General features: G+C 66.0%; 17 protein-coding genes and 1 tRNA gene. 11 read left to right on the forward strand and 7 right to left on the reverse strand.

The window, feature by feature from the left end; genetic code table 11:
* Positions 1 to 60: 60 nt before the first annotated feature.
* The 5 genes from AMB_RS18330 (at position 61) to AMB_RS23575 (ending at position 7419) form a co-directional block, all read left to right on the forward strand.
* Positions 61 to 1062, forward strand: a complete 1002-nt coding sequence (locus tag AMB_RS18330) for a glycosyl transferase family protein (RefSeq protein WP_011385979.1) — start codon at positions 61 to 63, stop codon at positions 1060 to 1062.
* Complete coding sequence (locus AMB_RS18335) at positions 1059 to 2456, forward strand: cobyrinate a,c-diamide synthase (RefSeq protein ID WP_011385980.1); 1398 nt, start codon at positions 1059 to 1061, stop codon at positions 2454 to 2456. The genes AMB_RS18330 and AMB_RS18335 overlap by 4 nt, the downstream gene beginning before the upstream one ends.
* Before the next feature lie 58 nt (positions 2457 to 2514).
* Positions 2515 to 3489, forward strand: a complete 975-nt coding sequence (locus tag AMB_RS18340) for an ABC transporter ATP-binding protein (protein ID WP_011385981.1) — start codon at positions 2515 to 2517, stop codon at positions 3487 to 3489.
* Positions 3486 to 4268 carry an ABC transporter permease gene (locus tag AMB_RS18345; RefSeq protein WP_011385982.1) on the forward strand — a complete coding sequence of 261 codons (783 nt, stop codon included), beginning with the start codon at positions 3486 to 3488 and terminating at the stop codon, positions 4266 to 4268. The genes AMB_RS18340 and AMB_RS18345 overlap by 4 nt, the downstream gene beginning before the upstream one ends.
* 142 nt (positions 4269 to 4410) lie before the next feature.
* Positions 4411 to 7419: an HD domain-containing phosphohydrolase gene (locus AMB_RS23575; protein ID WP_050750757.1), complete on the forward strand. Its 3009-nt coding sequence runs from the start codon at positions 4411 to 4413 to the stop codon at positions 7417 to 7419.
* On the opposite strand, the gene AMB_RS18355 is transcribed toward AMB_RS23575, so the two are convergent.
* Positions 7407 to 9119 carry a sensor histidine kinase gene (locus AMB_RS18355; protein ID WP_148207483.1) on the reverse strand — a complete coding sequence of 571 codons (1713 nt, stop codon included), beginning with the start codon at positions 9117 to 9119 and terminating at the stop codon, positions 7407 to 7409. The two genes, AMB_RS23575 and AMB_RS18355, sit on opposite strands and share 13 nt — an antisense overlap.
* A gap of 599 nt (positions 9120 to 9718) precedes the next feature.
* Here AMB_RS18355 and AMB_RS18360 point away from each other — a divergent pair.
* Positions 9719 to 10303, forward strand: a complete 585-nt coding sequence (locus AMB_RS18360) for a glutathione peroxidase (protein WP_043746972.1) — start codon at positions 9719 to 9721, stop codon at positions 10301 to 10303.
* Here the strand turns inward: AMB_RS18360 and AMB_RS18365 are convergent.
* From AMB_RS18365 to AMB_RS18375, 3 genes are all read right to left on the reverse strand, one after another.
* Complete coding sequence (locus AMB_RS18365; RefSeq protein WP_011385986.1) at positions 10293 to 10766, reverse strand: pyrimidine dimer DNA glycosylase/endonuclease V; 474 nt, start codon at positions 10764 to 10766, stop codon at positions 10293 to 10295. The genes AMB_RS18360 and AMB_RS18365 overlap by 11 nt on opposite strands.
* A 30-nt stretch (positions 10767 to 10796) precedes the next feature.
* Entirely contained in the window at positions 10797 to 11009 is a 213-nt protein-coding gene (locus tag AMB_RS18370; protein WP_148207484.1) for a hypothetical protein, read from the reverse strand.
* Positions 11010 to 11151: 142 nt separating this feature from the next.
* Complete coding sequence (locus tag AMB_RS18375) at positions 11152 to 11637, reverse strand: YajQ family cyclic di-GMP-binding protein (protein ID WP_011385988.1); 486 nt, start codon at positions 11635 to 11637, stop codon at positions 11152 to 11154.
* Positions 11638 to 11778: 141 nt separating this feature from the next.
* On the opposite strand from AMB_RS18375, the gene AMB_RS18380 reads away from it, so the two are divergent.
* The gene (locus tag AMB_RS18380) at positions 11779 to 13107 is read left to right on the forward strand and encodes a methyl-accepting chemotaxis protein (RefSeq protein ID WP_011385989.1); all 1329 of its coding nucleotides are present in this window, start codon (positions 11779 to 11781) and stop codon (positions 13105 to 13107) included.
* Between the two features lie 10 nt (positions 13108 to 13117).
* Here AMB_RS18380 and AMB_RS18385 read toward each other — a convergent pair whose 3' ends face one another.
* Positions 13118 to 14995: a SpoIIE family protein phosphatase gene (locus tag AMB_RS18385; protein ID WP_011385990.1), complete on the reverse strand. Its 1878-nt coding sequence runs from the start codon at positions 14993 to 14995 to the stop codon at positions 13118 to 13120.
* An 81-nt stretch (positions 14996 to 15076) separates the two neighbouring features.
* On the opposite strand from AMB_RS18385, the gene AMB_RS18390 reads away from it, so the two are divergent.
* Complete coding sequence (locus tag AMB_RS18390; RefSeq protein WP_043745155.1) at positions 15077 to 15379, forward strand: STAS domain-containing protein; 303 nt, start codon at positions 15077 to 15079, stop codon at positions 15377 to 15379.
* A gap of 4 nt (positions 15380 to 15383) precedes the next feature.
* Positions 15384 to 16337 (forward strand): glycosyltransferase, encoded by a 954-nt coding sequence (locus AMB_RS18395; RefSeq protein WP_083763554.1) that lies wholly within the window; start codon positions 15384 to 15386, stop codon positions 16335 to 16337.
* Here the strand turns inward: AMB_RS18395 and AMB_RS18400 are convergent.
* Entirely contained in the window at positions 16304 to 17305 is a 1002-nt protein-coding gene (locus AMB_RS18400) for a patatin-like phospholipase family protein (protein ID WP_011385992.1), read from the reverse strand. The genes AMB_RS18395 and AMB_RS18400 overlap by 34 nt on opposite strands.
* A 164-nt stretch (positions 17306 to 17469) precedes the next feature.
* Positions 17470 to 18972, reverse strand: a complete 1503-nt coding sequence (proS, locus tag AMB_RS18405) for a proline--tRNA ligase (protein ID WP_011385993.1) — start codon at positions 18970 to 18972, stop codon at positions 17470 to 17472.
* 193 nt (positions 18973 to 19165) lie between these two features.
* Between proS and AMB_RS18410 the strand changes: the two genes are divergently transcribed.
* Both AMB_RS18410 and AMB_RS18415 read left to right on the forward strand, forming a co-directional pair.
* Entirely contained in the window at positions 19166 to 19636 is a 471-nt protein-coding gene (locus AMB_RS18410) for a DoxX family protein (protein ID WP_011385995.1), read from the forward strand.
* Positions 19637 to 19719: 83 nt separating this feature from the next.
* Positions 19720 to 19796 (forward strand) — tRNA-Pro (locus tag AMB_RS18415).
* Positions 19797 to 20146 lie beyond the last annotated feature (350 nt).

The following is a 20146-nucleotide window of genomic DNA, read 5'->3' on the forward strand; positions in this document are numbered from 1 at the left end:
CAAGATCGGGGCATATTGGACTATCATCCCTGACCGACGCCAGCCGTGGAAGGATCGCCCGTGAGCCAGGAACACCCCTTTGCCCAATACGTCCGCATTCTCGGCAAGGGGCCGCGCCTGTCCCGCCCCCTGACCTTCGAGGAGGCCCGCGACGCCTTCGCCATGGTCCTGGGCGGCAAGGTGGAGCCGGTGCAACTGGGCGCCTTCCTCTGCCTGCTGCGGGTCAAGACCGAGACGCCGGAAGAGGCCGCCGGACTGGCCGCCGCCATCCGCGCCACCATCACTCCGCCCCAGGGCGGGCCTCGGGTGGATCTGGACTGGTCCAGCTATGCCGGCAAGACCCGGCAATTGCCCTATTACCTGCTGGCCGCCCTGGCCCTGGCCGGGCACGGCATCCGGGTGTTCATGCACGGCTCGGAAGGCCATACCGCCGGGCGGGTGTGGACCTCGGAGGCGCTGGCCGCCCTGGGCCTGGGGCAAAGCACCTCCATGGCCGAGGCCGCCCAGCGGCTGGAGCACGGCAATTTCGCCTATATGACGCTGGAACATCTGTCGCCGCCCCTGCACGCCATCATGGAGCTGCGCCACAAGCTGGGCCTGCGCTCGCCGGTTCATACCGTGGCGCGGCTGGCCAATCCCTTCGGGGCCGCCTGCTCCCTGTCCAGCGTCTCGCACCCGCCCTACGCCCCGGTGCACCAGGAGGCGCTGCGCCTGTTGGGCGACCAGCGCATGTCGGTGTTCAAGGGCGAGGGCGGCGAGGCCGAGCGCCGGCCCGAAAAGGCCTGCGAAGTGCTGTCCCTGGTGAACGGCGAGCCGCTGTCCGAGGACTGGCCCGCCTTGGTCGACGGCGCCCGCCCCCATGAGGAGCATCTGGACCTGTCGCGCCTCAAAGCCCTGTGGAGCGGCGCGGAAGGCGACGAAATGGCCGGCGCCGCCATCGCCGGCACCATGGCCATCGCGCTGCGCGCCATGGGCCGGGCCGAGTCCGTCGACGAGGCCGAGGGCATGGCCCAGGTGATGTGGCGCGAGCGCGACAAGACCAAGGTCCCGGGGGCGGCGTGACCTCCCGTCCCGCCCCCCGGCTGCTGATCTCGGCCGCCCATAAATCCTCGGGCAAGACCACGGTGACGGTGGGTCTGGCCGCCGCCCTGACCGCGCGCGGCCTTGCCGTCCAGCCTTTCAAGAAGGGGCCGGACTACATCGACCCGCTGTGGCTGGGCGCCGCCACCGGGCGGGCCTGCCGCAACCTGGATTTCCACACCCAGCCGCCCGCCCTGATCCGCCAGACCTTCGAGCGGGATTCCCGGGGCGCCGACATCAGCCTGATCGAGGGCAACAAGGGCCTCTACGACGGTGTCGACCTAGAGGGCGCCAACTCCTCGGCCATGCTGGCCCAGTGGCTGGACGCCCCCGTGGTCCTGGTGGTGGATTGCCAGGGCATGACCCGCGGCGTGGCGCCGCTGCTGATCGGCTATCAGGCCTTCGATCCCACCTTGCGCATCGCCGGCGTCATCCTCAACAAGGTCAGCGGCCCCCGCCACGAAAAGAAGCTGCGCGACGTGGTGGCCCATTACACCCGCATCCCCGTGCTGGGCGCCGTGCATCGCGGCCCGGACATGGAAATCATGGAACGGCATCTGGGGCTGGTGCCCGCCAACGAGGCCGAGGCGGCGGCCGCCGCCATCGCCCGCCTCGCCAGAGCCGTGGCCTCCCAGGTGGACCTGGACGCCCTGATCGCCCTGGCCCAGGCGGCCTCACCGGTGGAGGAGGAAAAGCAAGCCCTCCCGGCCCTCCCGGCCACCACTCTGCGCATCGGCATCGCCCGCGACGCCGCCTTCGGATTTTATTACCGCGACGACCTGGAGGCCTTCGCGGCGGCGGGCGCCGAACTGGTGCCCTTCGACGCCACCTCCGACCCGCATCTGCCGCCCGGGCTGGATGGGCTGTTCATCGGTGGCGGCTTTCCCGAAACCCAGGGCGAGGCGCTGGAGGCCAATGCCTCCCTGCGTGCCGAAATCCGGGAAAAGGGTTTGGCCGGACTACCCATCTACGCCGAATGCGGCGGGCTGATGGTTCTGTCGCGCGCCATCGTGTGGAAAGGCCAAAGGCGCGAGATGATCGGGCTGATCCCCGCCGACGCGGTGATGCACAAGGCGCCCCAGGGACGCGGCTATGTCCGCCTGCGCGAGACCGACGCCTTCCCCTGGCCCCGGCTGGAGGACGGCCCAGCCGTGCTGCCCGCCCATGAATTCCACCATTCCCGGCTGGAGAACATGGAGGACACCCCCCGCTTCGCCTATCAGGTCATTCGCGGCACCGGCATCGCCGAGAAGCAGGACGGCTTGATAATCGCCAACACCCTCGCCACCTATGCCCATATGAGGTCGGTCGGCGCCAATCCCTGGGCGCCGCGCTTCGTTTCGTTCGTGCGTGCGGTGAAGGCGGGGCAGCATTGATGTTTTTTAATAAGGCGGGCCTTTACCCACCCGCCGGGCTGTGGAACAGTGCCCGGCCATGATTATCATCGACAATCTCAGCCACACCTATCCGGGCACGCGCAAGATGCCGCCCCGGACCGCCATCTCGGACCTGACGCTCGAGGTCAAGGACGGCGAGTTCGCCATCCTGTCCGGCCCCAACGGCAGCGGCAAGTCCACCTTGTTCCGCATCCTGTGCGGCATGACCCTGCCGGGCAAGGGCAAGGTCGCCGTGGGCGGCTTCGACCTGTTCTCCCACCCCGCCCGGGTGCGCGAGATCATGGGCGTGGTGTTCCAAAGCCCCGCCGTGGACAAGCATCTGTCGGTGGGCGAGAACCTGAAGATTCACGCCGACCTCTATGGCATCAAGGGCGCGGATTTCGCCCGCCGCCGCGACGAAGCCTTGGGCTGGACCGATCTCGACGGCCGCCAGGATCAGAAGGTCGACACCCTGTCGGGCGGGCTGGCGCGTCAGGTGGAACTGGCCAAGGTGCTGATGACCGACCCCAAGGTGCTGCTGCTGGACGAGCCCACCACCGGGCTGGACCCCATGAGCCGCCGCAACTTCCTGGCCGCCCTGCACAAGCTGCAGCGCGAGCGCGGCATGACCGTGCTGATGACCAGCCACGTCTTCTCCGAAGCCGACGACGTGGACCGCGTCGCCATCATGCGCGAAGGCAAGCTGCTGGCCTATGACACCCCCACGGCGCTGAAGGCCATGATCGGCACCGAGATGGTGGTGGTCCAGTCCCGCGACGCCGAGGCCCTGGCCGCGCGCCTGCGCGCCGAGATGGGGCTGGCCGTGCGCTGCATCGGCGACGAGGTGCGCCTGGAGGAGACCGAGAACGGCGAGAGCCTGCCGCTGCTCGAACGCATCCTGGACAACTACCGCGCCGACATCGCCTCCATCGCCATCAAACAGCCGGGGCTGGACGACGTCTTCGTCCACGTCACCAGCAAGGCGGTCCCCGACCACGCTTTGGCCCTGGATTTGCGAAAGGCCGCATCATGACCGGCATGGCCCCCGTCGCCTACTCGCTGGCCAAGCGCGAGTTCACCCGCTTCATCCGCCAGCCCCAGCGCGTGGTCGGCACCGTGGCGCAACCGCTGCTGTTCTGGCTGTTCCTGGGCGCCGGCTTCGGCGGCTCGTTCCGCCCGGCCGGCATGGAGAACGTCACCTATCTCGAATACTTCTATCCCGGCGTGATGCTGATGATGATGCTGTTCGCATCCATCTTCTCGTCCATCACCATCATCGAGGACCGCGACGCGGGCTTCCTCCAGGGCGTGCTGGTCGCCCCGGTGTCGCGTCTGGCCATCGTGCTGGGCAAGGTGCTGGGCGCCACCTCCATCGCCATGATCCAGACCCTGATCTTCACCATCGCCGCGCCTTTCCTCGGCCTGCATCTGGGGGCGGGGTCCCTGGTGCTGCTGCTGATGGGCTTTCTGCTCACCGGTATCGGTTTTTCGGCGCTGGGCTTCCTGCTGGCCTGGGGGATGAAGTCCACCTCGGCCTTCCACGCCGTGATGATGGTGTTCCTGATGCCCTTGTGGATGCTGTCGGGCGCCCTGTTCCCCATCGGCAACGTGCCCGCCTGGATGAAGGCGGTGATGCTGGCCAATCCGGTCAGCCACGCCCTGGTGATCATCCGCGCCCCCTTCTATGGCGGCCCCGAGCGGCTGTTCACCGACACCCACTATCTGGTGTCGCTGGCGGTGACCCTGGCCTGGGCCGGGATCTGCCTGGGCCTGTCCATGGCCCGCGTCAATCGCCGGGAAAAGGGCGTCTGAGTCCCCCCTTCCTCCGGTCGCCGCCCCTATCCTTCCGTGGCGAGGAAAGTGTGGGGCGGTAAGGTGATTACCCTCTTTTCTTATTCTGATTCTGGTGCATTCTGCGCACCTTCGAGGGGGCTCGATCTTTAGGGGGATGGGTATGGCTGGGCGGATGCGCCTTGGGCTGCAATTCAGCATCGTGCTGATCATCGCCTTCGTGGTGGTCTGCCTGACGGTGACCACGGCGGGCAGCATCTACTTCGCCAGCACCAATGCGGCGCGCGAGGGGGCGCGGCGGCTGTTCGGTGAAATCACCGCCAAGGTCGCCGACCGGGTCGAGGGGCAGATCGGCGACCTGCTGGATCTGGCCGGGCTGGGCGCCGCGCTTCCCGCCATCGGCACGCCCATCGCGGGTGACGGCACCGATCATCCCCTGGTTCCTTTCATGCTCCGCCTGCTGGAGCAGAATTCCAGTCTCTACGCCGCCTATGTGGGGCAGATGGACGGCGCTTTCTTGCAGGTGATCGCGGCGCGCGACGACCGCCGCATCCGCGACGCCATCGGCATGGCGCCGGCCGGCACTCACTTCATCATCCGGACCATCGGCGGGTCCGCGGACCAACGCCGCGAGTCCTGGGTTTTCCTCGATTCCGCCTTCAGCCGGCTGGGAGCGGCGGACAAGGGGGAGGTCAGCTACGACCCGCGCCTGCGCCCCTGGTACAAGGCGGCGCTGGTCGGCCAGGGCAGCGTGCTGTCCGAGCCCTATGTGTTCAATTCCCTGCAGGCCCCGGGCCTGACCGCGTCCCGCCGCGCAGCAAGCGCCGAAGGGACGGTGTTCGGCGTCGACATCGCGCTGAAGGGCCTGTCGGACTTCGCCGCCCAGCAGAACGTGTCCCCGCGTGGCGGGGTAGTCCTGCTTGACCAGAAGCGCCGCATCCTGGCCATATCGCCGCAATTGCTCAGCGGAACGGACAAGGAGCCGGGTCCCCTGGCCGAGTTGTCGAGCATGGAGACGCCGCTGCTCCGGATTCTCGGCGCATCGCGGACCGGCGAGGCAGACCTGGCCTCCACCGCCGAGGGCGAGGTCCTCACCCAGATGACCGAATGGCGGCATGCCAGCGGCCAATCCATCGGCATCGGACTGGCCGCGCCGTTCGCGGACTTCACCGGTCCCATCGCCGACATGCAGTCGCGCATCCTCAAGGCGGCCGGGCTGGTCCTGCTGCTGGTGGTGCCGCTGTCCACCCTGTTCGCCCGGCGCGTCGCCCGCTCGGTGCGCCATCTGGTGGCCGAGGCCTCCAGGGTCCGCGAGTTCGACTTCACCGGCTCGGCGCCCCGCGCCTCGCTGATTTCCGAATTCCACGACCTGTCCGAGGCCTTCGGCCTGATGAAGCAGACCATCCAGGGCCGCACCAACGATCTGGCCGCCGCCCAGAAACGGCTGGAGCGGGTGGTCGACCTCGGCATCGCCATGTCGTCGGAACGCGACCACGGCGTGCTGATGGAAATGATCCTGATGGGCGCCAAGGAACTGACCAACGCCGATGGCGGCACGCTCTACATCCGCGACGACGACAACAATCTGCGGTTCCAGATCATCCGCAACGACACGCTGAACATCCGCATGGGCGGCGCCCACGAGGACCCGCCCTCGCTGCCCCCAGTCCCCATGTACAAGGATGGCCAGGAGAACCACAACAACGTGGTCAGCCATGCGGTGCACGCCCAGACCACGGTCAACATTCCCGACGCCTACGACGACACCAGCTTCGACTTCTCGGGCACCAAGGCCTTCGACGAGCGCACCGGCTACAAGTCCATATCGTTCATGACCGTGCCCCTGAAGCCCCGGGGCGGCGACATCATCGGCGCGGTGCAGCTCATCAACTCGCGCCCGCCGGGCGGCACCGAGATCGTCCCCTTCTCGCCCGAGATCCAGCGCTTTGTCGAGGCCCTGGCCGCCCAGGCCGCCACCGCGCTCTACAACCGCGACCTGCTGGACCAGCAGGAGCGGCTGATGGACGCCATGATCCAGATCCTGGCGGGCGCCATCGACGCCAAGAGCCCCTATACCGGCGGCCATTGCGAACGCGTGCCCGAGCTGTCGCTGATGCTGGCCGAGGAGGCCTGCAAGGTGACGGAGGGCTCGCTGGCCGAGTTCGCCTTCACCACACCCGACGAGTGGCGCGAGTTCAAGATCGGCGCCTGGCTGCACGATTGCGGCAAGGTCACCACCCCGGAATACGTGGTCGACAAGGCCACCAAGCTGGAAACCATCCACAACCGCATCCACGAGGTCCGCACCCGCTTCGAGGTGCTGCTGCGCGACGAGCGCATCCGCATGCTCGAAGCCGTGGCCGCCGGCACCCCGGCGCCCGAGGCCGAAGCGGCCTTCGAGGCGGCCAAGGCGGTTCTGGCCGATGATTTCGCCTTCATCGCCGAGTGCAATCTGGGCGGAGAGTTCATGGCGCCCGACAAGGTCGAGCGGCTGAAAGCCATCGCCACCCGCACCTGGATGCGCCATTTCGACGACCGGCTGGGCCTGGCCCACGAGGAACTGCGCCGCTGCGAGGGCGAGCCTCAGCCGCTGCCCACCGTCGAGACCCTGCTGGCCGACAAGCCCCAGCACGTCATCCCCCGCCCGACGGATTCGGCACTGTTCGACCCCGCCTATGGCTTCAAGACCAAGATTCCGGAGAATCTCTATAATTTCGGCGAGGTCTACAACCTGTCGGTGGGCCGCGGCACCCTGTCCGAGGAAGAGCGCTTCAAGATCAACGAGCACATCATCCAGACCATCATCATGCTGAAGCAGATGCCCTTCCCCAAGCACCTGTCCCGGGTGGTGGAATATGCCGGCGCCCATCACGAAACGCTGGTCGGGACCGGCTATCCCCGCAAGCTGGCGGCCGAGGACCTGTCCATTCCCGCCCGCATCACCGCCATCGCCGATATTTTCGAGGCCCTGACCGCCTCGGACCGTCCTTACAAGAAGCCCAAGACCCTGTCGGAATGCGTGAAGATCCTCAGCTTCTTCAAGAAGGACAAGCACGTCGATCCCGACCTGTTCGACCTGTTCCTGACCTCGGGCGTCTATCGCCGCTATGCCGAACGCTTCTTGAAGCCGGAACAGATCGACGAGGTCGACATCTCCGCCTATGTGGGCTGAGCCGCCGGCAGGGTGAAATGGAAGACTGAGCCCTGGTCGGGCACCGACTCCACCCAGATCCGCCCGCCATGGCGTTCGACGATCTTCTTGCAGATGGCCAGACCGATGCCCGTGCCGGCGTAGGCGTCGGGGGTATGCAGGCGTTGGAAGATGCCGAAGATGCGCTCGAAATACTGGGGATCTATACCGATCCCGTTATCGGCGACCACGCACTCCCACTCGCCGCCGGTGCGCTGCCACGACACCTTGACCAGAGGCGCGCGGTCCGGCGCCCGGTACTTGACGGCATTGCCGATCAGGTTCTGGAACAGCCGGATGACCTGGTCCGGATCGCCCATCACCCGAACGGCCTCGCCGCCTTCCGCCACCTCGACGGCGCCGCCGCTTTCCTCGATGGCCGGTGCCAAGTGGCGCAAGGCCTGATGCAACAGCGGATCGGCGTCCATGGCGACGATGGGCGAGCCCTTGCGCTGGATGCGCGAGAAATCCAGCAGATCCAGCACCAGCCGATCCATGCGCTGGGCGCCGTCGCGGGCAAAGGCCAGGAATTCCAGGCCGTCGCCTTCCAGCTTGGGGGCATAGCGCCGCTCCAGCAGGGAGAGATAGCTGGAGATCATGCGCAGCGGCTCGCGCAGATCGTGGCTGGCCACGTAGGCGAACTGCTCCAACTCGGCATTGGAGCGTTCCAGCTCGGCCAAATAGGTGGCCACCTTCTGCTCGGCCAGGGTCTGGGCGGTGATGTCGCGGGAATAAACCGCCACCTTGTCGGGAACGCCATCCACCCCGGGGACGGGATAGATGGAATTGTCGAGATAGAGATCGCCGCGCCGATCCAGGTAGTGGATGGCTTCGCCGGTCTGCACCACCCGGGTCACCGCCTCCTCGCGGGCCTTGGCCACATCCGGCGGGAACATGTCCCACAGGCAGCTTCCTGTCAGTTCGGTGGCCCGGCGCCCGAAGCGCGCCGCCATCACCTCGTTGACCGCCAACAAGGTGCCGTCGGGCCGGAACAGCATGATGGCGTCCGACGAGGCGTCCAGCATGGCCTGAATCAGGGCTTGGTTCTCACGGATATAGAGTTCGGTGCGCTTGCGCTCCTCGATCAGGCGGACGACACCCTCGGTCCCCCCCCGCCGCCCCTGGGCGTCGAGATAGAAGCGCGACGAGGTGGAGGCCCACAGGATGCGGCCATCCTTGTGGCGCAGTCGGAGCTCGTAATCGATGATCGAACCGCCGGCGGCTTCGAGGGCGGCCACCAGTTGGGGGCGGCTGTCATCACTGCCGTGGAAGAAGGCGGAGTCCAGCCCCAGCACCTCCTCCACCGTGTAGCCGAGCAGACCCTCCACCGAACGCGACACCATCAGCAGCCGCCCCTCGGTGTCGGTGCGATAGAAGATGTCGGGCATGTTGTCGAGAATGGCCCGCAGATCCTCCCGCGCCTGGACCTGCCGTTCGACCTGGGTTTCCAGAGCCTCGGCCTGGCGTGAGACCTCCTCGCCCAGTACGGCGGCCAGGCGGTCGGAATCCACCAGCATCAAGGCGATGAGGATCGCCACATAGCCCAGCCCGGCCAACACGTAGTAAAGCGCGAAACCGCCTTCCAGGGAGACGAACTCCCGGATCGGCCCCAGCATGGCCACCCCCAGCCCCCGCCCGGCGAGAAGGCAGCCCCAGCCGCCCAGGACGGCGGCCAGCAGCAAGAGCCCGGCGCCCGGCTCCTCCCGGCGGCGGCCAAGGACCAGCTGCGGCCCCGTGCAGAAACAACGGCACCCGGATCAACGAGGCAACGACAATGCGACCGCCAATGCTGTCGTCGGCATAAAGAAAATAGCTGACCCCAGCCATGTAGGCGGCCACAAAGGCCAGATAGAAGGCCGGTCGCACCACCCGCCCCGACAATTGGGCGCAGCAGGCGTGCAGGGTGACCGCCGCCACCGCCAGCAGCAGATTGCCGCCGAAAATGGCCACCACCGGCGGCAGGGTTCCAATATGAATGATCAGCAGCAGGCCAAGGCCGTAGCTCGGGGCCGACAGGCCGAAGCCAACCCACCGCCGACCGTGGTGGCGCGCCAAACCATAACCGGCATAGACCAGACCGCAGGCCATGGACGTCATGGCGGCCGTGAATGCCAGTGTGCCGACATCAAGTCGAAGCATCGCGCGGGCTTCCCCCCATACCTTTCGGTTAGGTGACGTTCAGATTACGGGGTCTGGCCCCGTCCGTCCATAGGGACCATCCCCATGGGGTCCTTGACCCATGGGGCTGCTTCACCATTTGCAGGAAAGCACGGAGGTCCTCATGCATCGTTTTCTCCCAGCCAATCCCCTCGGCTCGTTCGTGGCCAGCATGGTCGCCACCATCGGTCTGGCGGGCAGCCTGGCTGCCGCCACGCCCAACGACCGGCTCGATTGGGCATCGGTTCCGCTTCCCGCCATCAATGGCGGGCAACTGCCCCCGGCCTCCCTGAAGGGCAAGGTCGTGCTGGTGGTCAACACTGCCTCGCAATGCGGCTTCACTCCGCAATACCAGGGGCTGGAGGCCCTGTGGCGCCGGTACCGCGAGCGCGGGCTGGTGGTGCTGGGCGTGCCGTCCAACGATTTCGGCGCTCAGGAGCCGGGCAGCAATACCGAGGTCGCCAGCTTCTGCGAGATCAATTACGGCGTCGACTTCCCCCTGCTGGAAAAGCAGGCGGTGACCGGCGCGGGCGCCCATCCCTTCTACCGCTGGGCGGCGGAACGGACCGGGCCGCTGGGCGTTCCGCGCTGGAATTTCCACAAGATCCTGGTGGGCCGCGACGGAGGAATGGTCGACTGGTTCGCCAGCACCACGGCGCCCGACGCCGAACGCCTGCGCGCCGCCATCGACAAGGCGCTCAGCCCATGAAGCCGGGCGTCTCACGCAGGCTCCAGGTGGCGGGTCCCTTGCCAGGAAACACCGACTTCTCCGCCCGGTAATAGCGGCGATAGGCCTCCACCGGATCGGGGCCATGATAGGCTTCCGGCATGGCCTGTGGCGGTTCCGTCCAGCCATTGTCGGGAATGGGCGGCAAGGGCGGCAATCCGGCAATCACCTCGGCCGAGGCATGAACCCGGCCCCGCCGGTGAGTATATTCCTCGCCCAGGGCCAGCCCCAAGGCCCGCACCCATTGCCAATGGGCCAGGCTGTCGCCGGTCCACAACACGCACGGATGGCGGGCATGGGTGGGGCGATAGGGCGAGGCGATGCCGTAGCGGTGCAGCACGGCGCAAAGAATCTGCGCCGTTTCCAGCACCATCTTCACCACATGCTGATCGGAATGCAGGCGGGCGGCACTGACGGGATCGCGATCGAGAAAGAAGACATTCACGGCCGCATCCCTCCCCGCCCGGAAACGATATCAGGCCGCCTGGGCGAAGATATCGGGGAAGCGGGCGGCTTCGATCCATTCGCGGCTGACGGTGCCGCCGTTGCGGCCCAGCACGGCGTACCAGACGATGTCGTCGGCCACGCGAATGATCTCGCAAAGAGCCAGCTTCTTCTCGCCCATGGCGAGGGCATCCTCGCAGACCAGACTGGTATGAACGAAACGAAGGCCAAATGACGGTTTCATCGTAGACTCCATACACACGCGCCATCTTTGATGACGCAGTGCAGCATAACCCGGTTTTCCTTACGGAGTCATTTACGCCTGGATGAAAGCTCCACCCTGAAAGGGCATGGCGACCTGCCGCCAACGCATGGCTTGCGGGACTTCAGTCGCGAAAGTTGATGTACTGCAGCGGCTGATCCACGTCGAGCTTGCGCAGCAGGGCGATGGCCTCCTGAAGGTCGTCGCGCTTCTTGCCGGTGACACGCAGTTCGTCGCCCTGGATGGCGACCTGCACCTTCAGCTTGGCGTCCTTGATCTCCTTGACCAGCCGCTTGGCCAGAACGGTTTCGACGCCGTCCTTGATGCGGACCTCCTGGCGCACCGTATTGCCCGACGCCTTTTCCACCGTCTTGTAATCCAGCGCCTTGGGGTCGACCTTGCGCCGGGTGAAGTGGACGCTGAGCAGTTCGTGCATGGTCTTGAGCTTGGAATCATCGTCGGCCAGGACGGTGATCATCTGGTCCTTGCGCTCCACCGAGCACTTGGAGCCCTTGAAATCAAAGCGCTGGGCCACTTCGCGGGTAATGCCCGCCAGGGCGTTGTCGACCTCGGCAAGATCGGTCTTGGAAACCACGTCGAAGGAGGGCATGTCTGGGCCTCGGCTCATTTTTCGGGACTGGCGCGAGGATACGCAGGCCTTGGCGGTGTTTCAACCCGTCTTGGCCTCGTCGTCTTGCAGCGCACCACAAGACCCTATAGTCTGACCGGAAATTTCGAAGGGGGATGCAAGATGGCGGATTCCCAGGATATTTCGCTGACCGAGTTCGAGGCCCTGGTCGATCGCCTGATCGACGGCGGCTATCGCAGCCTGCCCGAGGCCAGCGGCCCGCTGGCCGACAAGCTGAAGACATTGGCGGAAAAGCTGGAGAACCGGTCTCGGTCGCTGCTGATCCAGTCCGTGGGCATGTCCATCCACCTGAACGGCACGGTCACCCAGGCGGTGCACACCTTGCGCTCCATCCGCGAGATGAGCCGGCGCATGGCCACCATCTCGGCCTCCACCGAGGAGCTGGTCTCCACGGTCCAGGCCATCGCGCGGACCTCGGAGCTGGCCGCGGCCAACGCCCGTTCGGTGCAGGACGTCTCGGACGAAGGGGCGCGCAGCACCGAAGCGGTGGTCAGCACCATGCAGAACATCGTCACCACCGTGAACGACGCCGCCGAGCGCGTATCGCGCCTGACCGAGGCCTCGTCCTCCATCGGCGCCAGCGTCAAGCAGATCGAGCAGATCGCCCGCCAGACCAACATCCTGGCGCTGAACGCCACCATCGAGGCCGCCCGCGCCGGCGAGTTCGGCAAGGGCTTCGCCGTGGTGGCCACCGAGGTGAAGAACCTGGCCAATCAGGTGGGCCAGGCCACCCAGGAAATCCGCTCGCGCATCGACATGCTGACCCAGGAAACCGCCGCCATCCTGACCGGCATGGGCAAGGGCGCCGAAACCGTCCGCGAGGGCGAGCAGGTGGTGCTGGGCTCGGTGGACAAGATGCGCACCGTCAGCCACGAGATCCGCGACGTCACCACCCTGATGCAGGAGATCTCCGAGCATCTGGCCCAGCAGCGCCACGCCGCGCAGGAAATCGCCGACAACCTGGAGGCCGCCGCCGCCCGCTCGGTGGACGACACCAAGGCCATCAACACGGTGATCGACATCTCGTCCAAGGCCAGCGGCAATCTGGCCGAAATGCTGAACGAGATGAATCTGGTGGAAATGCGCAACGCGGTCATCCACCTGGCCAAGTCGGATCACATGATCTGGCGCCGCCGCCTGGCCGAGATGCTGGCCGAAAAGACCACCATCAACCCGGACGAGCTGGCGAACCACAAGAGCTGCCGCCTGGGCAAGTGGTACTATTCGGTCACCGACGAGAAGATCCGGAACCACCCGGCGTTCCGCGCCCTGGAAGTCCCGCACGAGAAGGTCCACCAACTGGGCATTGAGGCCGCACGGAAGTTCCGCGACAACGATTTCGACGGCGCGGTGGATTCGGTGGCGGCCATCGAAGGCCCGTCCCAGGAGGTTCAGACCCTGCTGGACGAGTTGGCCACCGCCTTCAGCTGATCGTCGCCGGTCAGGGCCGCCGGATGCTGACCAGGGTCAGGTCGTCCGGCGGCTCGCCCGGTACCTTTTCCCGGAACCGGGCCAGCACCTCGTCGGCCAGGGAATGGCCGGGCTGGGCGCCCAGCACCCACTCCCGCAGCGTCTCCTGGTCGCAGGCCATGCGGCCGTCGCTTCCCTGGCTTTCCACCAGGGCGTCGGAATAGGCCAGCAAGGCGGCTCCACGCGGCAAAGCGATGCGGCTTTCCTCGTATTCGGCATCGACGAAGGCGCCGAGCGGCGGCCCGTCGGCATCGAGGAAGCGGACCTCGCCGTCCACCACCAGCACCGCCGGCGGCGAGGCCGCGCCGGCATAGGTCATGACCCCTTCTTCCACGTCGATCAGCGCGGCGAAGGCGGCGGCGAACTGGCCGGAGCGCAGAACCGCCTTCAGTTCCAGATTGAGATATTCCAACAGGGCCGATGGCGTGGGCATCCGCCGCGGCAGGCGCGACAGCAGAAGGTGCAGGCGAAAGACGTTGAACGCCGCCACCGGGCCGTGACCGGTGAAGTCGGCCACCAGCAGGAACATCTGGTTGGGACCGGCGGGCAGCACCGTCCAGAAATCCCCCCCCAGTTCGGAAGAGCTTTCGATTCGCCCATCCACCACCAGCCCCTGACGGATGCGAATGGACGACAATTCGGCCGAGGTGGGCATCAGGGCAGCCTGGGCGCCGCGGGCGGCGCGCAACTCCTCGTGAACCCTGTCCTGATACGCGGTCAGCCGATCCATGGCCTGGCCCAGGCGCAGATGCACGCCCACCCGGGCGGCAACCTCGTTGGCGTCGATGGGCTTGGCCACCATGTCGCTGCCGCCCACGGCGAAGCAGGCATTGCGGTCGGCGGGGCCGTCAAGCGCGGTGACGAAGATCACCGGCAGCTCGGTCAGGGGGTGAAGGCGGCGCAGGCGCCGGCACATCTCGAACCCGTCCATGCCGGGCATCATGACGTCGAGCAGCACCAGATCGGGCTTTTCCCGCTCGATGGCGGCCAGGCCCTTTTCGCCGGATTCCACGGTCTCCACCTGGCCGACTCCCATGCGGCGCAGCAGGGTTTCCATCAGCACCCGGTTCATCAGGTTGTCGTCCACCACCAGCACCCGCACATCGTCCAGGCCCAGCGGCTCGGCCCGCAACTGGCGGGTGGGAATGACCATGGTGGCGATGGCCCGGCGCCCCCCTTCTTCGGTGTGCAGGTCCGAAACCATGCTTTCCAGCAGGGCCAGCCCGTGCGGCCGTCGGGGATTGGCATGGCCGTCCACGTGATCGAAGCCGGGGCCGTCATCCTCGACGGCGACCTCCAGACGATCGCCAACCACCGAGGCGGAAATCTGCACCCGCCGCCCGGCCCGGCCGGGATCGCCAAGAGCCGCCTCGATCCGCTCGCCGAAGCCTTCGAGCCCACCGCCGCCCTCGCAGTCGATGCCGCCCACTTCCAGATTGCCGTGCAACAGGGCATTGGAGACCAGCTCCTGGACGACGAATCCCAGATCGAAACTGTCGGTTCCGGGGGCGAGCAGCCGAGTCGCCAGGGCATCGGCGAACGGGACGGCAATGTCGGCGCCATAGGCGGTATCCGAGCGCAGCGACAGGCCCAGCCCTCCTTCCGCCAGATGGCGGCGGAAGCACGACCCCACCGGATGCCCGCCCGAGCCGGCGGCCTCGATTCCCCCGATCCAGGGCGGAGAAAGGCAATCGATCAGGGCCTGGGGCGTGAAGGCCTCGCGCACCATGACCGCGCGCTCGTCGTTTCTGCCGCCCTCTCCCGGGGCCGCCACCCGAGGCCATCCCAGCAGGCGGATCTGCTCCTCCAACCGGGGGCAGGCCCCCTCCATGACGGCGACGATAGTCATTGTTCCTTGCTCCGGCGCAAATTTAAGGCAAATCTAGGTTATGGGAAGGTCTGCTTGGTCCATGAAAACGACGGGGGCATTATGGAGTACGATTTCGATTCCCGCGATGGTGGTTTGACCATCAAGGTCTCTGGCCGCATGACCCACAAGGATCATAAGGCGTTCCGCGACATTCTCAGCCACATCAACAATGCTGGAACGGCCAAGGTCCGCTTTGACCTCTCCCGGGTGGAATTCATGGATTCCTCGGCTCTGGGCATGCTGCTGATCGTCCGCGACGCCGCGGTTCAGCAGCGCCGGGACGTGGTGCTGAAGGGCGCCACCGGGCAGGTGGAGAACCTGATGAAGGTCGCCAAGCTGCACAAGTATTTCACCGTCGAATAGCGTCATGAGCCGCATCATCTATCTGTGCCCCTTTCCGAAGATGGTCATCACCGGAGGGGTGAAGACGGCGTATCGCCACGTGGGACTGCTGACCGAGATGGGATTCGACGCCTGGGTGTGGCAGCCGGAAGGATGTCCATCCTGGTTCCGGTCTCCGTCTCGGGTCATCACCCAACTTTCCGAGGATGCGATCCGCCCGGACGATATTCTGGTTTTCCCCGAGGTCATCGGTTTTCCGGAATTCGCGCCGCTGCTTCGAACGGCGCGCCCTTGCACCAAGCTGCTGTTCTGCCAGAACCAATACTACGTCTTCAACGAAATGATCCCCAGGACGACATTCGCCGCTCTGGGCTTCCGGGATGTGTTCGCGTCCAGCCTGGCTTGCAAGGGAATGCTGGAGCGAGTCCTTCATCTCGATTCGGTGGCGGTCGTCCCTTACGACATAAATCATGCACTTTTCCGCCCGCGCGAGAAGAAGCTGCAAATTGCCGTGGTTCCCCGCAAGATGCCGCAAATCGCCTCGACGATCGGCTTCATCTTCAAGGCCAAATACCCCGAAATCCGCCACATCCCCTTCATCGTGGCCGATAATTTCACCGAGGAGCAATTGGCCGAGGCCTTGGGAACCTCCCATATCCTCCTGGCCCTGAACCAGATGGAGAGTCTGGGACTGGTTCCTCTGGAAGCCATGGCGTCGGGCTGCGTCATCACCGGCTTTCACGGCTATGGCGGCCTGGAATACGCCAACCCGCAAACCGGGCTCTGGCACGCCCCCGACCAGTTGGAAGAGGTAGCCGATTCCCTCTACCGCCTGGTCAAGGGCTTGGAAAGAGACGAGCCCTGGGTGGCCTCGCTCCGAAAAGAAGGGCATGAAACGGCCCTGCGCTATAATGAGGAGACCACCCGCAAGGCCCTGGTCGAATATTACGGCCGCCTGAACGTTTCCCCCGCGGGCTGAGCCATTTTCCCGAGAATGGCCTCGGCGGCGATGCGCCCGGCGACGCGCATCCGCTCGATGGATTCGGCGCCATTGCGCCCGCTCCCCTCGCTCAGCAGCTCGGCCGGCATGGCGATGCTGCGCAGGTCCATGGCCCGCAGCCGCTGCAGATCACGCGGCAGGCGCATATTGGTCCGCCGCAGACGGTTCTGGACGATCTCCAGGGCTTCCAGGTCGCGCTTCAGCGGAGCGTTGAACATCAGCCGGCGCATGCGGGCGAAGATGGGCTGGGCCTGGGTCGGCATGATCTCCTCGGTGTCGGGCATCAGCTTGACCAGCAGAACCGTGTCGCACCGGCTGTCGAAGATCATGGGCATGATCGGAGGATTGGCCGAAAAACCCCCGTCCCAGTAGTTCTCGCCCTCGATCTCCACAGCATGGTGAAGATAGGGCAGGCAGGACGAGGCCATCAGGACATCCACGGAAAGCTCGTTCTCGCGGAAGATGCGCGGCTCCCCGGTGCGCACGTTGGTGGCCGAGAAATACAACCCGATGCGCCGGCCCCTGCAGGCCAGGACCTCGAAGTCAATCAACCGTCCCAGCAACTCGCGCAGCGGATTGATGTTGAGAGGATTGAACTGATAGGGCGAGAGCATCCGGGTCATCAGATCCAGTTGCAGATTGATCCCAGGCGTCCCCATCATGCGGAATAGGGCCATGCCGGCCACGCTGCGCCACAGCGCCTCGAGCCCGGCCTTGGCTTTCTCCCGCCCGCCGGTCAGCAGGCCGGTGACCATGACCGCGGCATTGATCGCCCCGGCGCTGGCGCCGCTGATGGCGGCGGGCCGGAAGCCCTTTTCCTCCAGCAGCCGGTCCAGCACGCCCCAGGTGAAGGCGCCATAGGCACCGCCGCCTTGCAGCGCCAATCCCAAATGGGGACGGAGCGGCGGCGGCAGGTCGGAAATCACCTCGGATGGGCGCACATCCACGCGCAATCCCCCACAGGCTGCGCCGCAGGCGAAGCCGTGCGGCGTTGCACCGCATACGGGAATATCCCGTTATAGGTAAGGCGGCTCTTGGATTATACAGCCCCCCGACCTGCATTCAAGCAATTGCATACACGCATTGCCTGAATACAGTGCCGCCAACCTGATCAGTAGGACTTGGCGAAGATCACCTCTTGCGTCGCCGGACGTCCGCTCAGCACGCAGGTCCCCGCCTCGCCGTCCTGGTCGAAGGGCACGTTGCGGATGGTGATGCTGTATTCGTCCAGCTTGGCCAGGGTGTCGGAATCGCCGCACCACCGGGCGCGGACGAACTTGCGCCCGAAGGTGGTGTCGTCGGCGAAGACGGCCAGGAAGTCGTCCAGGGTCCGCACCGTCACCGTCCGCTCCTTCAGGGCGGTGGCGGCCTGGGTAAACAGGGTCTTCTGGATGTCCTCCAGGATGGCGGCGGCGCGGGAGACCAGTTCATCCTTGGGGGTGATCTGGCCCTTCAGCTCGCCGTCGCGGCGGATCATGGCGACCGAGCCGCCGGCCACGTCGCGCGGCCCCACTTCGCAGATGATGGGAGCGCCCTTCTTCACCCATTCCCAACGCTTTTCCGGCGGCGCCAGCGGACGGCGGTCCACATGCACCCGCAGACGCTCGCCGCCGAAGCTCTGGGCGGACAGGTCCTTGACGATGGGGGCCAGGAAGTCCTCGATCAGCGCCTCGTCGCCGTCGGCCCGGGTGATGGGCACGAAGACGATCTGCTTGGGGGCGATGCGCGGCGGCACCCGCAGGCCGTTGTCGTCGGCATGGCTCATGATCACGCCGCCGATCAGGCGGGTGGAGACGCCCCACGAGGTGGTGTAGCAGAACTCCTCGCCGCCCTGGGCGGTCTGGTAGCGGATGTTCTGGGCCTTGGAGAAATGCTGGCCCAGGAAGTGGGATGTGCCGGCCTGAAGGGCCTTGCCGTCCTGCATCATGGCTTCGATGGAATAGGTCTTGTCGGCGCCGGGGAAGCGCTCGTGGGCCGGCTTCTCGCCGACGATCACCGGCATGGCCAGGACCTCCTCGGCCATGACGCGGTAAACTTCCAGCATCTTCAAGGTTTCGTCCATGGCCTCCTCGGCCGTGGCGTGGGCGGTGTGGCCCTCTTGCCAGAGGAATTCGGCGGTGCGCAGGAAGATGCGCGGCCGCATTTCCCAGCGCACCACGTTGGCCCACTGGTTCACCAGCATGGGCAGGTCGCGGTAGGACTGAATCCAGCGGGCGAAGGCGTCGCCGATGATGGTCTCCGAGGTGGGGCGCACCACCAGCGGCTCCTCCAGCTTGCCCGACGGCACCAGCTTGCCGTCCTCGGCCACCAGCCGGTGGTGGGTGACCACCGCCATCTCCTTGGCGAAGCCCTCCACATGGGCGGCTTCCTTCTCCAGGAAGGACAGCGGGATGAACAGCGGGAAATAGCAGTTCTCGTGCCCGGTCTCCTTGATGCGGCGGTCAAGGTCGCGCTGGATGGCCTCCCAGATGCCGTAGCCCCAGGGCTTGATCACCATGCAGCCGCGCACGGGGGAATTCTCCGCCATGTCGGAGGCCTTGATCACCTGCTGGTACCATTCGGGGAAGTTCTCCTCGCGGGTGGGAGTGACAGCGGTCTTCTTGGCCTTGGACATGGGATTCATCCACCGGAAATGTGAGCACGCATCCCGATAGCCCATCCCGGCCGCTTTTTCCAGCCGGAAGCGGTTCCGCGCTCCTGCGTTTCGTATCACGAAACAGTTATGTGACAAATCAGGAGATTGTTGATTTATAGGCTCCGGGACTAGAGTCGTCTCCAGCAAAGCCCATCACCGACGAGGTTCCCCGATGTCCAGTCTCTCCCTCTCCTCTGCCAAGCCGCTGATCCCCGCTGTCGCCCCCCTCGCCCAGGCGCTGTCGCCCCTGGCCGAGCCCATGGTGCGGATTACCGCCGGTCTGCTGCTGGTTCCCCACGGTGCCCAGAAGCTGTTCGGCTGGTTCGGCGGCTATGGCCTCCAGGCCACCGGCCAGTTTTTCGCCACCAAGCTGGGCCTGCCGGCCGGTCTGGCGCTGGTGGCCGGGCTGATCGAGTTCGCGGGCGGCCTGATGCTGGCCCTGGGCCTGCTCACCCGCCCGGTGGCCGCCCTGGTCGCCGGCATGATGGCGGTGGCGGTCTTCGGCGTCCATCTGGGCAACGGCTTCTTCTGGACCAGCGGCGGCGTGGAATACCCGCTGATGTGGGGCATCGTCGCCCTGGCCTTCGTCATCCGGGGCGGCGGCCGCTTCTCGGCGGACGCCCTGATCGGCCGGGAATTCTGATCGCTTTCCAGCCTTTCGCGGCGGCGCAAAATCCCTTTGCGCCGCCGCAACGTTGGCGCTATAAGAGGCGCCTCGCAGGCGACCGGAGTGTAGCTCAGCCTGGTAGAGCACTGTCTTCGGGAGGCAGGGGCCGGAGGTTCGAATCCTCTCACTCCGACCAAATAAGGCCAGTCAATCCAACAGGTTGGCTGGCCTTTACCTTTTCGGGGATCAGCGTACATCCCCCATAACATCCCCCGAAAAGCCCAAGAGAATGACGTTGGCCGCAGCCCATTGACCAGGCCGACATCAGGCGGGTATCGTTGCCTCTGGAGCGTCAGAACTCCGACGATGCATAGGCGGGGCCGCCCCGATAGGCGGCGCCTCCAAATACCGGACAGGGTAAGGGATGCGCGAAGGCGCAGGCCCGTGCACTGGCCAGTTGCGCGCTATGCCGGGAGGGCGGCGGATACAACACCCCGTGAGGGGGAAGAAGCCCGCACGACCTATGCCGTGTTCTGAACCTCCCGG

This window comes from Paramagnetospirillum magneticum AMB-1, from assembly GCF_000009985.1.
GTDB classification, from domain to species: Bacteria; Pseudomonadota; Alphaproteobacteria; order Rhodospirillales; family Magnetospirillaceae; genus Phaeospirillum; species Phaeospirillum magneticum.

Bases quoted from the DNA above. Each gene is read 5' to 3' on its own strand.
- AMB_RS18340 (WP_011385981.1), top strand. From the start codon at position 2,515: ATGATTATCATCGACAATCTCAGCCACACCTATCCGGGCACGCGCAAG.
- AMB_RS18345 (WP_011385982.1), top strand. From the start codon at position 3,486: ATGACCGGCATGGCCCCCGTCGCCTACTCGCTGGCCAAGCGCGAGTTC.
- AMB_RS23575 (WP_050750757.1), top strand. From the start codon at position 4,411: ATGGCTGGGCGGATGCGCCTTGGGCTGCAATTCAGCATCGTGCTGATC.
- AMB_RS18360 (WP_043746972.1), top strand. From the start codon at position 9,719: ATGCATCGTTTTCTCCCAGCCAATCCCCTCGGCTCGTTCGTGGCCAGC.
- AMB_RS18370 (WP_148207484.1), bottom strand. From the start codon at position 11,009: ATGAAACCGTCATTTGGCCTTCGTTTCGTTCATACCAGTCTGGTCTGC.
- AMB_RS18375 (WP_011385988.1), bottom strand. From the start codon at position 11,637: ATGCCCTCCTTCGACGTGGTTTCCAAGACCGATCTTGCCGAGGTCGAC.
- AMB_RS18380 (WP_011385989.1), top strand. From the start codon at position 11,779: ATGGCGGATTCCCAGGATATTTCGCTGACCGAGTTCGAGGCCCTGGTC.
- AMB_RS18385 (WP_011385990.1), bottom strand. From the start codon at position 14,995: ATGACTATCGTCGCCGTCATGGAGGGGGCCTGCCCCCGGTTGGAGGAG.
- AMB_RS18390 (WP_043745155.1), top strand. From the start codon at position 15,077: ATGGAGTACGATTTCGATTCCCGCGATGGTGGTTTGACCATCAAGGTC.
- AMB_RS18395 (WP_083763554.1), top strand. From the start codon at position 15,384: ATGAGCCGCATCATCTATCTGTGCCCCTTTCCGAAGATGGTCATCACC.
- proS (WP_011385993.1), bottom strand. From the start codon at position 18,972: ATGTCCAAGGCCAAGAAGACCGCTGTCACTCCCACCCGCGAGGAGAAC.
- AMB_RS18410 (WP_011385995.1), top strand. From the start codon at position 19,166: ATGTCCAGTCTCTCCCTCTCCTCTGCCAAGCCGCTGATCCCCGCTGTC.